This is a genomic window from Treponema denticola ATCC 35405, from assembly GCF_000008185.1.
Classification (GTDB): domain Bacteria; phylum Spirochaetota; class Spirochaetia; order Treponematales; family Treponemataceae; genus Treponema_B; species Treponema_B denticola.
Window position 1 is genome coordinate 2,533,256 of the sequence record NC_002967.9, and the last position, 14,674, is coordinate 2,547,929.

General features: G+C 38.3%; 11 protein-coding genes. 5 read left to right on the top strand and 6 right to left on the bottom strand.

Annotated elements, in window-relative coordinates:
* The first annotated feature begins 72 nt into the window (after nucleotides 1–72).
* The 5 genes from TDE_RS11830 (at nucleotide 73) to rsmG (ending at nucleotide 6,693) form a co-directional block, all read left to right on the top strand.
* Nucleotides 73–957, top strand: coding sequence for a helix-turn-helix transcriptional regulator (locus tag TDE_RS11830; RefSeq protein WP_002680476.1), 885 nt, complete (start codon nucleotides 73–75; stop codon nucleotides 955–957).
* Between the two features lie 109 nt (nucleotides 958–1,066).
* Nucleotides 1,067–2,800, top strand: a complete 1,734-nt coding sequence (locus TDE_RS11835) for an ABC transporter ATP-binding protein (protein WP_002680477.1) — start codon at nucleotides 1,067–1,069, stop codon at nucleotides 2,798–2,800.
* A gap of 1 nt (nucleotide 2,801) precedes the next feature.
* Complete coding sequence (gene cydC / locus TDE_RS11840; RefSeq protein ID WP_002680478.1) at nucleotides 2,802–4,469, top strand: thiol reductant ABC exporter subunit CydC; 1,668 nt, start codon at nucleotides 2,802–2,804, stop codon at nucleotides 4,467–4,469.
* 68 nt (nucleotides 4,470–4,537) lie between these two features.
* Nucleotides 4,538–5,911 (top strand): aldehyde dehydrogenase, encoded by a 1,374-nt coding sequence (locus tag TDE_RS11845; RefSeq protein ID WP_002675966.1) that lies wholly within the window; start codon nucleotides 4,538–4,540, stop codon nucleotides 5,909–5,911.
* 17 nt (nucleotides 5,912–5,928) lie between these two features.
* On the top strand, nucleotides 5,929–6,693 hold the full coding sequence (rsmG, locus tag TDE_RS11850) for a 16S rRNA (guanine(527)-N(7))-methyltransferase RsmG (protein WP_010957250.1): 765 nt from the start codon (nucleotides 5,929–5,931) through the stop codon (nucleotides 6,691–6,693).
* On the opposite strand, the gene TDE_RS11855 is transcribed toward rsmG, so the two are convergent.
* From TDE_RS11855 to TDE_RS11880, 6 genes are all read right to left on the bottom strand, one after another.
* Nucleotides 6,690–7,367, bottom strand: a complete 678-nt coding sequence (locus TDE_RS11855; RefSeq protein WP_002680480.1) for a metallophosphoesterase family protein — start codon at nucleotides 7,365–7,367, stop codon at nucleotides 6,690–6,692. The two genes, rsmG and TDE_RS11855, sit on opposite strands and share 4 nt — an antisense overlap.
* A 439-nt stretch (nucleotides 7,368–7,806) precedes the next feature.
* Nucleotides 7,807–8,976 carry a formylglycine-generating enzyme family protein gene (locus tag TDE_RS11860; RefSeq protein ID WP_002680481.1) on the bottom strand — a complete coding sequence of 390 codons (1,170 nt, stop codon included), beginning with the start codon at nucleotides 8,974–8,976 and terminating at the stop codon, nucleotides 7,807–7,809.
* A 312-nt stretch (nucleotides 8,977–9,288) separates the two neighbouring features.
* Entirely contained in the window at nucleotides 9,289–10,677 is a 1,389-nt protein-coding gene (gene radA / locus TDE_RS11865) for a DNA repair protein RadA (RefSeq protein ID WP_002680482.1), read from the bottom strand.
* A gap of 32 nt (nucleotides 10,678–10,709) precedes the next feature.
* The gene (locus TDE_RS11870) at nucleotides 10,710–11,540 is read right to left on the bottom strand and encodes an Mrp/NBP35 family ATP-binding protein (RefSeq protein WP_002680483.1); all 831 of its coding nucleotides are present in this window, start codon (nucleotides 11,538–11,540) and stop codon (nucleotides 10,710–10,712) included.
* Between the two features lie 133 nt (nucleotides 11,541–11,673).
* Entirely contained in the window at nucleotides 11,674–13,284 is a 1,611-nt protein-coding gene (locus TDE_RS11875; protein WP_002680484.1) for an ATP-binding protein, read from the bottom strand.
* A gap of 68 nt (nucleotides 13,285–13,352) precedes the next feature.
* The gene (locus tag TDE_RS11880; RefSeq protein WP_002675974.1) at nucleotides 13,353–14,633 is read right to left on the bottom strand and encodes an aspartyl protease family protein; all 1,281 of its coding nucleotides are present in this window, start codon (nucleotides 14,631–14,633) and stop codon (nucleotides 13,353–13,355) included.
* Nucleotides 14,634–14,674 lie beyond the last annotated feature (41 nt).

A 14,674-nucleotide genomic window follows, 5' to 3' on the forward strand; every position in this document is an offset into this window, starting at 1 on the left:
TAAATTTGCAGTTAAGCTAAACTTACAAAAAAGACTAGACAAGCTGCATAGAAAATATTAAACTCATTTTATATGAAAGAAAAAACAAAAGACGATACCATTATAATAAAGTTATATGAGGGGATACATCTGGAAATATACGACACTTATACCGAGAAATCATATAGTTTAAAAGGAGAACCTAGGAATGTTTTTAGAATCGATTACTGCTTTCAAGGGCTTCTGGAAGGTAAATTTGAAAATCAAACTTTTTCGTATTTAGGAGAAAAAGAAACAGCTATAAATTATGAAAAAGTTGCATTATCAAAAAGCTTTTTTCCGTTGAAGTTTTATAAGGGTATAAGTATACTATTCTTTCTTGATAAAATAAATTCGAATTTCAAAAATACTGCACAATTATTTAATATAGATATTGAAAAAATATGCAAAAATTTAGATTTGCAGGACGGATGGTATAAAATAAAAATTAATTCCGAGATCTCTTATATAATGAATACACTGTATGAAAAACAAAGCTTGAAACATATAGAGTACTTTCAAATTAAATTATTCGAAATTCTATATCTTTTAAGTGTAATCAATACGGAAGAATACCAAAAAGAAGAATTTTATTCGGGTTATCACATCAATAAGGTAAAAAAAATTCATGAATATGCCGTTAATAATATAGATAAAAATATATCTTTTAAAAAGATGGTTAAAAATGAAGATTTAAGCTACACTATTTTTCAAAAATTATTTAAGCAAATTTACGGAGAAAGCCCTTACTCATATTTAAAAAAATATCGATTAGAAATTGCAGCATTTTATATTTCCTCTACCGATAGAAAAATTACCGATATAGCTATAAATTGCGGATACTTAAATGCAAGTAAATTTTCTGATGCATTTAAATCCGTTTACGGCATCAGCCCAATCCAATACAGAAATGGAGAAAAACCTACAATAACTAAATAAAAATATCATTTTGGATTATTTTCAATTAAAATAGAGTAGAAAAATTTATCATAATTCAGTATAGTTAGCTAATACTAACTTTATAAAACGAAAGTGGAGATAAACAATTATGATGCTTAACAGAAGAGTTATCGAATTGACAAAAGGTATTAAATGCAGCATTTTGTTTAAAGCCCTATTGGGTGTTGCCGTATCGGGAACTTATGTAGCTCAAGCTGTCTTGTTGGGGAAAATAGTGGGACAACTTTATTCCAAAGAAGAATTATCCGTGGTAATACAAAGTATCTTATACATATCGGCAATCATAGCATCCCGCCTTATTTTAATATATTACAATTCAGTTTACGGCAAAAAAATTATCGGCAAGGTAAAAAACATTTTAAGGCGCCGCATTTACGATAAACTGTTAAAACTGGGACCTGCATTTTTAGATGATGAAAGAACAGGTAAATTAGGTTCAACAATGGTAAGCGGAGTAGACTATTTAGAAGGGTATTTAACGCTATACATTCCGCAAATACTTGTGTGTGTAATTGCATGCGGTGCAATGCTCATTTATGTTTTTTCGCTGCATTATGTTTTAGGCATAATATCGACTGCAGCCTTAATCGCCGTATTGATTTCTCCCGTTGCTTTCGGGAAGATACTATCGGAATCTTCCAATGCACATTGGACGGCTTATAGAAATTTAACTGCAGAAATTTTAGACGGCATTCAAGGAATTACAACGGCAAAGACGTATAATGCACAAGAAAGGCTCGGAAAATTATTAAAAGAAAAAATGAGAACACTTTTTTCTGAAACTATGCGCAACTTAAAAGTAAACCTAGCCGAAATAGGTATTTCCAATTTTGCTTCCGGTATCGGTACAAGTTTTACCCTTGCCGTAGCAGCACTATTAACTTCTGTGCATATAATTCCCGCATCCTCATTACTTATTTTGCTTTTTATGACCAACGAAGTTTTTAGACCTGCAAACGAATTGGCGGCATACTTTCATCAAGGTTTTATGGGCATAACCTCTATGGGCGGAATTTTTGCCTTACTTGATGAAGAAGAAAAAATAAAAGATGAGGGGACTAAAACCATTGACATAAAATCGGCCGATGGTTTTGAAATAAAATATAAAAATATTGAATTCGCTTACAACCGAAAAAAGAATACGGTTTTTAAGAATTTAAATTTCACTGTTGCAAAAAATGAAAAACTTGCAGTTGCAGGAGAATCGGGAAGCGGAAAAACTACCATTGTAAATTTATTGTTAAGGTTTTATGAGCCTACAAGCGGGAGCATTTATATCAACGGTACCGATATAAAAGACTTGACATTAAAATCTTTGCGCAGTTTAATTACGGTAGTTTCGCAAGAAACCTATTTGTTTAACGGAACAATAAAAGAAAATCTTTTACATGCAAATGAAGATGCAGATGAGGAGAAGCTTATAGATGCGTGTAAAGCAGCAAACATTCATTCCTTTATTCAAAGTTTACCGGACGGCTACAATACAAAAGTCGGAGAAAGAGGACTTAACTTTTCGGGAGGGCAAAGACAAAGAATTGCAATTGCGAGAGCCGTTTTAAAAAACTCACCGATTGTAGTTCTTGATGAAGCTACTTCCAGCGTGGATACCGAAAATGAAAATGAAATTAAACAAAGTCTTAATCACTTGTTAAGAAACAGAACAAGTATTACGATTGCGCACCGTTTAAACACAATAGAAAACAGTGATAGGATTCTGGTTTTGCTCAGAGGAGAAATCGTAGAAGAAGGCTCTCACAAAGAACTTATTTTAAAAGACGGATACTACAAAAAGCTTGTAGAAGCGCAACAAGGAGAAAACTAATATGTTTAAAGAAAAATATAAACCGCTTATTAAAATGTCTAAATACATAAGCTTTTATAAAAAAGAATTTATCATTTCGATTATTTACGGAATATTTAACAGTGTTTTTGCTTTGCTCACCGTTTTAACGGGTGCATATATAGCTTCAGCGGCTCTGTTTAAAATGAGCACAGGAAAAATACTTTATCTTTTTATACCGCTGATTATTTTTATTATCGGCAAAGGACTTTTTGCTTTTTTGGAAATGTACGAATGTCATTTGGTTTCATACGGTGTAATCGAAAAAATAAGAAACCTTTTATATGATTCGATTTCCAAAACAGCACCGCAATCCACAGGCAAAAAAAGAAGCGGAAGTATTACCTCCGTGTTTGTCGAAGATGTTGAAGCCACTGAAGTTTTTTATGCTCATACCGCAGGATCTTACATAATTGCAGTTGTCTGCACTGTTCTTTATCTTACTGCATTAAGTTTTCTTTCATTTAAAATAAGTGCAGCCGTTTTTGCCGCCTGTATTCTTGTCGCAGCCGTTCCGTATTTTTTTAATCCTATTACAAAAAAAATCGGAGAAGAGATACGCGACGGTTTGGCTGAGGTAAATGCCGAAGCTGTAGATACGGTTCAAGGTTTACGTGAGATTTTAATTTTCGGCAAAGAAAAAAAATACATTGAAAAAGTTACTGCCGATACCTTACGCTTAAATAAAAAAGAAATACGGGATGGGAGATTTAAGGGCTTACACAGTTTAGTAATAAACTTAATTACCTCCGCAGTTTTAATTTCAACAATATTACTCGCTCATTCGGAAGTAATTGCAGGCTCGTTAAAACCTGAAATGGTTTCGGTTGTTATAATATTTTCTCTTTTTGCCTTTGTGCCTATAATGAGCGTTTCGGTTACGGCAGGAGCTATGAATATTTCAAATGGAGCGGCAAAAAGAATTTTGGATATATTAGAAGAAGAACCGGCCGTTAAAGACAGGGTTCCATATATTCCGCAAAACAAATCTTCAGTTAAGGGAAACATAGAATTTAAGGACGTAAAATTTTCTTACGAAAAAGGTACCGAAGTTTTACACGGAGTTAATTTTACGGTTAAGGCCGGTGAAAGCATTGCCCTTACGGGTGAATCGGGAGCGGGAAAATCTACAATAGCAAATTTACTTATGCGCTTTTACGAACCTGACAGCGGAGCAATTTATATTGACGGAAAAAACATAAAAGATATACACCAAAATTCCCTGAGGGATATAATCGCCTATGTACCGCAGGATGTTTATCTCTTTAACAAAACCATAAAAGAAAACATTTCCCTTGCCTGTCCCGATGCAAGCGATGAAGAAATTAAACAAGCTGCTAAGGTTGCGATGGCTGATGGCTTTATTAAAAGGTTGGAACAAGGCTACGATACCAATGTCGGTGAGCGGGGTGTTCAGCTCTCAGGCGGAGAAAAACAAAGAATTGCTATAGCGCGCGCCGTCTTAAAAAATTCTCCCATATTGCTGATGGACGAAGCCGTTTCCAATTTGGATAGTGAAAGCGAAGCACTCTTCCGGCAAGCCCTAAATAATATCCGCAAAAATAAAACCATAATAACGATTGCACATCGTCCTTCTACAATAAAAGAGGCAGACAGGGTTGTAAAAATCGAAAACGGAAAAATAGTTTAAAATTTCAGCCTTGAATTTTATTCGGTTTATGTGTATAATGCTTCGACAAAACATTGCCGGAGCACATAATGAATCAGGATATAGAAACAATCGTAAAAAATTGCAGGATTTTTTTTGAAACAAATAAAACAAAAAGCTATGAGTTTAGGATTTCTCAATTATTAAAATTACAGGAAGTTTTAAACCAAAACAAAAAAGAACTTTTAAATGCCCTTTATTCCGACTTACACAAAACCGAAATGGAAGGCTTCTTTTCGGAATTTGCTATCGTACGCGGAGAACTTAAATTTGCAATCAAGCACTTAAAAAAATGGATTAAACCTAAAAGGGTTCCGACCTCGATTGCTCATTTTAAAAGCTCAAGCAAAATAATGTATGAGCCCTTCGGCACCGTGCTCATCATGTCGCCATGGAATTATCCTTTAAATTTAACCCTTGCTCCCTTGGTAGGCGCCATTGCTGCAGGAAATTGTGCCGTTGTAAAGCCCTCAAATTATTCGCCTGCAACATCGGAGGTTATAAAAAAAATAATCTCCGAAAACTTTCCGCCGGAATATATATCGGTAATTACCGGAGGCCGGGAAGAAAACTCGAAACTTTTGGAGCAGCGCTTTGACTACATCTTTTTTACGGGCGGAACAACTGTCGGCAAGCTCGTAATGGAAGCGGCGGCTAAATATGTAACCCCCGTAACCTTGGAGCTCGGCGGAAAATCTCCCTGCGTAGTTGAAAAATCTGCAAACTTAAAAGTTGCAGCCCGCCGAATAGCTTTCGGAAAATACCTTAACGCCGGACAAACCTGCGTAGCTCCCGATTATATTTTAATTCAAGATGAGGTAAAAGAAAAATTTATCGAAGAATTAAAAGAAGCTTTAAAAGAATTTTTCCCCACGGAAACCTATTTGGACATGCACCTTCCCCACATCGTAAACGAAAAACATTTTGACCGCCTCATGGGTTTAATTGAAGGAGAAAAAATAATCACGGGCGGCAAAGGAGAAAAAGGCAGAAAATTTATTGAGCCCACAGTTCTGGATAATATTACCTTTGATTCCAAAATAATGCAGGAGGAAATTTTCGGGCCAATTCTTCCCGTAATAAGTTTTAAGACAATAGAGGAAGCAATTAAACTGATTAAATCCCGCGAAAAGCCCCTAGCCTCTTATCTTTTTACAACCGACTCAAATATAGAAAAGAAATTCTTAAATGAAGTTTCTTTCGGGGGCGGCTGTATCAACGATACGATAGTCCACTTGGCAAGCGATTACCTTCCCTTCGGAGGAGTCGGCTTTAGCGGCATAGGAAAATACCACGGAGACGAAAGCTTTAAAGTTTTCAGTAATGCAAAAAGCATCCTAAAAAAATCAAACCTCATCGACATTAAACTCCGCTATCATCCTTATTCAGAAAAAAAATTAAACATAATAAACAAGATGATGTAGGAAATGGACTTTAAGAAATGGACACCGATAAACTTTTATCAAAGGACCTTTTATCAAATGGTATTCTACTAAAGGGCTTAAAAGAATTAGGCATAAACGAAAAGGCTCATAATAAGCTCTCTAAACTTTTAAACATTTATATGCGGGAACTTAAAATGTTTAACGCCTCATTTAATTTGGTAAAGGTCAAGGACGATGAAGAATTAATCGTCGCCCATATTTTAGATTCCCTTTCGGCTTGGCGTTTTTTTTATAACGAAACCAAAAATACCGAAAGCAAAACCTCACTCAACAATGCCGAAACCAAAAATACTAATGAAGCTCTTCTTACAAGTGAGCCTTTTTATATTGCCGATGCCGGAACCGGAGCGGGCTTTCCCGGAGTTCCCCTTGCAGCTCTTTTTATTTCTTTAGGCAATTTAGATGTAAAACTTTCTTTAATCGAAAGAATGCAAAAGCGATGCACATTTTTAGAAAACATCAAGGCTGTTCTCCAATTAAATAACACCGAGATTATCGAAAGCGAAGCCGAAAAAGCCCCTCAAAATAAATTTGACATTGTAACTTGCAGAGCCTTCCACACCTTGGATAAGCACATTCTACAAACTCTTTTAAATCTTGCAAAGCCTAAGGGTAAATTATTTTTATACAAGGCAGCAAAAGAAAAAATAAACGAAGAGACGGAGCTTATCAAAAAAGAAGGTTTAAACTATAAAACAGAAAAACTTGATGTTCCTTTTTTAAAAAAAGAAAGACACCTTCTTATAATCGAAAAGCCTTAATCCAAGGTTTTTAATTCTACCGAAACCTTAAAGCCCTTTTCGTTTTTTGTAATCTCGGCAAGAGCATAGCGGCCTTCCATCAGGGCACCGGGATTTACCAAAACGGTTTCTCCGATTTTATCGACTGCAAAGGACTCGTGAATATGCCCCGACACAACCAAAAGAGGCTTATGCTTTTCGATAAAGGCAGTGATACCCTTTGAGCCCACATGCACCATGGGAGCCACCTTATCGACCTTGGCCCCATGCGGAGGATTATGACAAACCAAAACCAAGTTACCGGCTGCGGTAATATTTGCTTTTTCAAAGGCATCGGTTAAATCTTTTACAAGCTCTTCATCGGTTCTTTCGTAAGGTGTAGTGCCTGTAAATTTACTTCCGCCCCCGGAACCCGCAAAGATAAGCCCTTCAAAATTTTTTACCTCGCCCGTAATTGAAACACTGGCATCTTTTAATTTTTTTTCAAACTCAGGTTCATCGCAATTCCCCAACACGGCAAAAATATTTTTATGAATCTTTAAAAGCTCGTTTAAAAAAGGAGCCCCCGTTTCAATCTTTTTAAAAGCAGCAAAGTCCCCTCCAAAAATAAGGGCATCAACCCCATCGGCAACAGGTTTTATTTTTTTTAGTTTTTCAAGATCCCCATGCCCGTCCGAAATAATCAATAACTTCATAAGTATTAAACCCTCCTAAATCTGTTTGCGATGTTTTTCATAAGTCTTTAAGACTTATGAAAAACTCGACGGTCTAGCCTAAAAATCGAATTAGATTTTTAGGCTAGACCAATTATACATTATTTTGGGGAAATGGTATATGGGAAGGAAAGGACGGTTTAGGATGCTATCCAGCTGACGCGGCACCTTATAAGATCCATACCGTTTTTTAGTCAAAAAATTTTCGAGCCGCTAAAGCGGCTAACACAGTGCAGGTCAATCTTATTTTCAAAAATTTACTGCACCACACCACACATTTTGCCTGTTCGGTTTCACCGTTTTACCGCCATGGACGGCGGTGGTTCCATTCTTGCGATGTTTTGCCGTGAGGCAAAACTCGAAACTCAAAATCGGACACAGATGTCCGATTTTGAGTACCTCTCCGGCAAAATATGTGAACTCAAGGCCGGCAAGCCAAGCGGAAGCCAAGAAGGTTGCCCCTGTTGCCAGGGTTGCCGTTACCCCGGGTGCCCACAGTGCAGCCCTCCGCGTAGTTGTCCCAGCTGCCGCCGCGTAAAACACGGTTAGAGCCTGACGCGGCACCCTGAGGATCGGTAACAATACCGCCTTGCACATAAGAACCATCGTTTGATGCAGGGTCATTATTATGCCTATCAAAACACCATTCCCAGACATTCCCGCTCATATCGTGTAAGCCAAGTGCATTTTCTCTCTTTTTTCCTACCGGATGAGTTTTGTAGCCTGAATTACCGGAATACCACGCAACCTCTCCTGTTTCAGCCGTATCCCATTTATCTTTCGCTCCGCTTGCACTGTTCAGTTTGGTAAGCCATACATCGCCGTATTGTGCCGCATTTGTTGTATCGTTTCCCTGCCGGCGGGCAGCATATTCCCATTCAGCTTCGGTAGGAAGTCTAAAGCCTTTTTTACTCATATCGGCATAGGCTGCATCACAAACAGCTCCATCCGTTGCATCTTTTAATACGGTAGAATCGGTTTTGCTTTTGCGGTATACACATTCATCTTTACCCATCTTCATTTCCGTATACGCATTACACCATACTATGCAGTCCCGCCAGCTTATAGTCGTTACAGGATGATTTTTGTTTGCTGTAGGAAGCTTGCCTATGTTTGCATAATTAGGAAAACTACCTCCGCCGCCTGTGCCGTCCCAACCTTCAAGCCCTTTGTTTGCAAAGGTGTAGCCTTTACTTTCTGCCCATGTCCGTACCTCGTGCCATAACTCGTATGTTACCTCTGTTTTGCCTAGCTTGTAGGGGCTTAATTTTACCTTCCGGTCTTTAATAAATACGCCTTTCAACCAATCTTCATCTTCTGGTAAGGTTGAGGGGTCTACTTCATTGCCTGTAATGGTTACCTCGGAAATTTCTACAAACTCGTATACGATTTCAGGGGGTGCGGGCGGCGTTGGCGGTGTTCCGCCTCCTCCTCCACCTGAGTTTCCTCCTCCTGAGCTGCTGCCTGACGGTTGGTTACAGCCGGTAAAAAGCAGCGCGGCTGCCAATATTGCGGCTATGATGAGTGCCGCGGCTCCCTTAATTGTGAAGGCTTTTGCCTTCTTGTTTTTGTTTGTTTTAAACTTTATCATAGGTTCCTCCTGTCAAAGTTAATTTTTAATTTAACTGCCGAGCGGTCTTAACCACCGCCATCCGTGGCGGTTTTAATGGAATCTTTGTAAGGACATCCTTAATAATCCTCTGCGAAGTTGAGCGGAGCTCAACGCTCTGCGAGCGTTGCGGTTTTATTAAACGGGGTAATGTAAAAAAGCGCACGAAGGACGGGATTCGCTCTTGTGCGCGTGGTGTACTGTGAGAATGATTGTAACTGCTGTCGGGGTATTTGTCTTTCATTACGGTATAGTATTAGCATGTTTCCACACAAATATCAACCGTTTTACGGCTCAGCCGCCAAACACCTTCTTTATTGCCGAGCTTAAATCTTCTGCCTTAAAAAGCTGTGAGGTGTTTATGTCTCCGGCTTCGGAATCGGAAGGAGGAGGCGACACGACTTTTGTAAAGCCCATGCTTTGGGCGGTTTTGATTCTTTGCTTTAATTTTTTGACGCTTCGGATTTCTCCTGCGAGGCTCAATTCGCCAATGTAGGCTCCTTCTTTTTGGGCAGGAATATTTGCACGGGCGGAATAAAGAGCAAGTGCTATGGCAAGATCGGCGGCGGGTTCTTTAAGCCTTATGCCTCCTGCAACGTTTACATAAATATCCTGATCCGAAAATTGTAAGCCTATTCTTTTTTCCAAAACGGCGGCGATGCGGCTGACGCGGGCAGAATCTATCTTGTCCGAAAAGACTCTTGTAACCACACCCTTGGCAGGAACCGTAAGGGCCTGTATTTCTACCATAAAAACACGGCTCCCCTCACAGACGGGAACGGCAGCGGAGCCCGCAGGCAGAGGCCCTGTCCGATTGGTAATAAATAATGAAGACGAATCATCTATGGCTTTTAACCCGCTTTCATCCATCGAGAAAATTCCAAGCTCGTCAACCGAGCCGAAACGGTTTTTTAGGGCACGCAAAAAACGCACATCGTCCTCTGTCCTCTCAAAGGAAATGACCGTGTCCACAAGATGTTCGAGAACCTTGGGGCCCGCTATGTTTCCGTCCTTTGTTACATGGGCAGTTAAAAACAAAACGCTGTCCCTCTCTTTAACCCAAGATACAAGCTCGTGAGCACATAGCTTTAACTGATTTATAGTTCCCGGAATGGTTCCGGCATCTGCGGAATACATAGTCTGAATTGAATCGATTATAACAAAAACGGGATTTACCTTGTTTAAAACCCTCTCTACATCTTCCAACCTGCAAGTGCATAAAAGCTCAATATTTTTTAAAGGAAGATTCAGCCTGTCGGCACGGGAACGGATTTGCCCGCCCGATTCTTCTCCCGAAACATACAGAACCTTTTTTACGGAACCGGAAGAAGAGGCCGAAGCGGCTTGTAAGAGCAGTGTCGATTTTCCTATACCCGGCTCTCCTCCGATCAAAATTGCCGAACGCTTTACGGCACCTCCGCCCAGCACCCTGTCAAATTCCGCAATCCCCGTAGACAGGCGGACGGCATCATTTGCTTCAATAGCATCAAGAGGAACGGAATGAGCTTCTTTTACAAATTTTTCTGCAATGCTCCTTTCGGCTGCGGAATAATCTTGATTGATTGTAACTTCTTCAAAGGTATTCCATTCGCCGCATTCGGGACATCGGCCGAGCCATCTGGCTTGAGTGTAACCGCATTTGTTGCAGCGGTGTGCAAGGTCTCCAGTTTTCTTTTTTGCCATATGCGTTCCTTAAAATAAACATTCCTATTTAATTAAAGTTTTGCAATACATTCAACAATAGGATTGAACCATGGTGCATCAATGTTTTCTATTTTGCCTTTATCGCAAGCCTTTGCAATTTCAGGATCAATAGGAAGTTTTGCAAGAACCGGAATACCGTACTCTAAGGCTATTTCATCAATGCCGCTTTCTCCGAAAATATGATAATCTTTTCCGTTATCAGGACAAGTAAAGTACGAAAAATTTTCAACCAAACCGATTATGGGTATGTTCATCTTTTTTGCCATATTGACAGCCTTGGCAACTATCATTGAAACAAGTTCCTGAGGAGAAGTCGCCACAATAATACCGTCTACCGGTATGGATTGGAAAACGGTGAGAGGAACATCGCCGGTTCCGGGAGGCATATCGATAAACATAAAATCAATATCTTTCCAAATAACATCCGTCCAAAATTGTTTTACAGTGCCGGCAATTACAGGTCCCCTCCATATAACAGGATCGGTTTCATTTTCAAGAAGCAGATTAACCGACATAATATCAATCCCGGTTTTAGTCTTTGCAGGAAAAATCCCCGAATCGTTTCCGACAACAGTCCCGGATATTCCGAAAGCTTTAGGAATAGACGGCCCTGTAATATCGGCATCAAGGATAGCACATTGATAACCTTTTTTTTGGGATTGTACCGCAGATAAGGAAGTAATAAGAGATTTCCCTACTCCGCCCTTACCGCTTATAATTGCGATAACTTTTTTAATGCTGCTGAGTTTATTCGGGCTCTCAATAAAACTGTTCGGCGCAGCAGTTCTTTCATTACAGGTTAAATTACAACCTTCACATTCATGATTACAAGTTTGACTCATACTCTCTCTCAAAATAAAAATTTATTGGAAAACATACTCAATATATTAATAATTACTATACATTCAATTTAAAAAGACTTCAAGTAGGCGTAAAAGATTGAGATAAAAATTGAGTATTAAGGCATTACCTCATTTAAACTATAGCCGAGGTCATCCAATCTTTGATAGTCCTTTTTTCTTCGTCAAAACTAGAACCGATTGCTATAATTTTTTTACCGCTGCCTGAGTAACTGTCTGCATAATTTTTCTCTTTGATTTGTTTTACGGCATTCTCCGCCGTTTCGTTTGAGGTAAGCTTAAACTCAAAAATATAAACCTTATCTTTAAATTCAACAACACAATCAGCCCTGCCTGTTGCACAATGAACTTCAGTATGCACAAACTGGTTCATCAATGCAAACACAAGATAAACCGCTGTCTGATAATTTTGTTCCCGTAAGGATAAATCTTTTTCAGTTAAGGTGTCGTAGGGTATTCCAGAAATTATTCCCTTCATCTTTTGCATAAAACCGTCTACATCTCCTGCCTCAATTTGCTCGTAAAATTCCCAAATTGAAAGTCCCGTTTTGTCGGATCTTATCGAAGTGTAGGCAGGCATGAGGTTATGTAAAAAACCGTAGCGCACCTCATCGTTAGGGAATCCCAAACGGTAAAGTCCCGCAAAGTCATTATAGTCTTTAATCGTCAAATATCCGGATTGAAACAATATTGGCAGAGGGAGAATCGGATCAGCCCTGTACTCATTAAGACCTTGCTCATCAAGCTGAATATTTCCGTCAAGGTCGGGAATATTATAATAAGCCTTTTTTAAGTATTCTACCAAAAATGTAGGCGTACCTGTTGCAAACCAATAGCTTGAAAACTCTTTTGATGCAAAAACATTTAAAAGGCTAAAAGGATTATACATTGCCCTTCCCTTTCTTGCAAAAAGGTAGCCGTCATATTTTTGTTTTAACTTTGCAAGAGCTTCATCATAAGTCAAGCTATTTTTTTCGGCAAGGGCTGCAATCTCAGGCTTAAAATCGGCTTCAAGCTCTTCTTGCGAAATACCGCAGATTCCTGAGTAATCGGACAATAGACTTAAATCCCTAAGGTTGTTTAAATCGCTGAATATGCTCACCTTACTGAATTTTGTAACTCCGGTTAAAAATGCAAAGCGGAGGTATTGGTCTGCACTTTTTATAACCCCGAAAAAGCCTTTAAGGATTGTACGGTAGGTTTCGTTTAAAACTTCATCCTTCCACATTGTTTGAAGAAGAGGTTTATCATATTCATCGATAAGAACAACAGCCTGCCTGCCGGTTTTTTCATAAGAGCGGCGGATAAGGCCTGCAAAACGGCTTGCAAAAGTGGTCTCTGCAGCTTCCTTTCCATATTCTTTTTCCCATAAAGAAAGATGAGTATTTAAAACGGTTTCAAGGCTCTTTATATCCATATAACTTTCGGCATTAAAATCCAAATAGAAGACCGGATACTCTTGCCAGATTTCACGTTTTCCTTTTTCGGCTTCTTCAAATTTCTCAATCGCTAAACCTTTGAAGAGTTCTTTCTGCCCAAGGAAGTAGGCTTTTAGAGTGGAAAGCAAAAGGCTTTTCCCAAAGCGGCGCGGACGGCTTAAAAAGTGAACCTTACTGCTGTCAACCAATTGCCATATGAATTCCGTTTTATCAATATAGATAAAACCTTTTGAACGTAAATCTTCAAAACTTTGAACGCCTATGGGCATTTTTCTAATTGTACTCATAAGAATAGTATAGCAGAAAAAAAAGAAATTGGCAATCTAAACAAAGTTTTGTCTAAACAAAGTTTTGTTTATTTAAACAAAATAATTTCTCCCCGTCTATAGCTTATAAGAGTCGGTTGGGCGGAGAAAAACGGATAGCCTAAAAGTCCGTCATAACTATCGGGCTTTTTTCGTAAATGAGAAATATCGGAAAATACTGTTTTTACATTTTTATATGTTTTACCGCCTATCTTCATTGTTTTTAATTCCGCTTGATATATTTCCTGTTTAATTCCGCCTGCCCCGCTCAGTTCGGTTTTTTCTTTGTTTGTTAAGGACGGTTCTAATTCATTAAAATAAAAGCTGTCGAGTAAATTGAATTCAGCTCCGGTATCGAGCCCCAATTTATAGATTTTGTTTCCAATCGATACTTCAATAGCCGGAATATGACCTGCCATTTTACACGGAATTTTTGAATCTACTTTTAATGTATTAGCTTTTATAAAACTATCATACGAATCCGGTCTTATAAGTGTCAACCGCTTTTTTTGATAATCTAAAAAGACATCATATTCTTTTAACATATCATAGCCTATTAATCCGTATATGCCGTCCGTTTTTAAACTCTGTTCAAGACGAGTCATATCAAGAACTACTATTTTTTGATTTTTTATTTTACTACCGGCGAATTCCAATTCTTTTACGTTTGTTATATCCATATTCGGACTTGAAACATTACCGCTGACATCCTGAAAACTACCAAGTTTTTTTGTGTCCGTGTTTAATCCTTCAATGTACTTTGAATTTAAAATGGAAAAAGGAGCACCGCTGTCTAATAAAAACAATCTGCTTTTACCTTCAAGCAATACGTCTACCAACGGCAGATTTCCTGCAAATATAAAAGGAATGGAAGTGATTTTATTTGTATTGTACTCTATAGTTCGTTCTTCCGAAGACAAGGTTTTTACTTTTATTTTCATAAGTTCAGCTTCGACAATTAAATTATCCTTATTGAAAATAAATACGGACTCTTTTTTTCCTACTTGAGAATATTCAATTGAGTATTTTAAAATAAGTTTTCCGTCTTCCATAAGGCTTTCTGTTTTTTCATAGGAAATTACCGTCCCCACTCCAGCCAATAATTGCTGCAAAATTGCTTTTGCCCTATTACCGCTCTGTCCTGCAATTGAAAAATCTTCTGCCAAATAAGGCAGCACATTTGTTACGGATTTTTCGTTACAAGCTTCTGCAAGCGCTTGGACGGCTTTTTCACATTCAGCTTCATTCTGTGCAAATATGCCGCCGAAAAAACAAAAAAATATTAAGAAAGCACTTAACATCTTAATTAATTTACATTGATTTTGTTTCATTTTAAACTCCCATAAAAGCTATTTTTATTTTAACCGAAATA

What these genes read in the sequence shown, in the direction of transcription:
- TDE_RS11830 (WP_002680476.1), top strand. Translation starts at nt 73, where the DNA reads ATGAAAGAAAAAACAAAAGACGATACCATTATAATAAAGTTATATGAG.
- TDE_RS11835 (WP_002680477.1), top strand. Translation starts at nt 1,067, where the DNA reads ATGATGCTTAACAGAAGAGTTATCGAATTGACAAAAGGTATTAAATGC.
- cydC (WP_002680478.1), top strand. Translation starts at nt 2,802, where the DNA reads ATGTTTAAAGAAAAATATAAACCGCTTATTAAAATGTCTAAATACATA.
- TDE_RS11845 (WP_002675966.1), top strand. Translation starts at nt 4,538, where the DNA reads ATGAATCAGGATATAGAAACAATCGTAAAAAATTGCAGGATTTTTTTT.
- rsmG (WP_010957250.1), top strand. Translation starts at nt 5,929, where the DNA reads ATGGACACCGATAAACTTTTATCAAAGGACCTTTTATCAAATGGTATT.
- TDE_RS11855 (WP_002680480.1), bottom strand. Translation starts at nt 7,367, where the DNA reads ATGAAGTTATTGATTATTTCGGACGGGCATGGGGATCTTGAAAAACTA.
- TDE_RS11860 (WP_002680481.1), bottom strand. Translation starts at nt 8,976, where the DNA reads ATGATAAAGTTTAAAACAAACAAAAACAAGAAGGCAAAAGCCTTCACA.
- radA (WP_002680482.1), bottom strand. Translation starts at nt 10,677, where the DNA reads ATGGCAAAAAAGAAAACTGGAGACCTTGCACACCGCTGCAACAAATGC.
- TDE_RS11870 (WP_002680483.1), bottom strand. Translation starts at nt 11,540, where the DNA reads ATGAGTCAAACTTGTAATCATGAATGTGAAGGTTGTAATTTAACCTGT.
- TDE_RS11875 (WP_002680484.1), bottom strand. Translation starts at nt 13,284, where the DNA reads ATGAGTACAATTAGAAAAATGCCCATAGGCGTTCAAAGTTTTGAAGAT.
- TDE_RS11880 (WP_002675974.1), bottom strand. Translation starts at nt 14,633, where the DNA reads ATGAAACAAAATCAATGTAAATTAATTAAGATGTTAAGTGCTTTCTTA.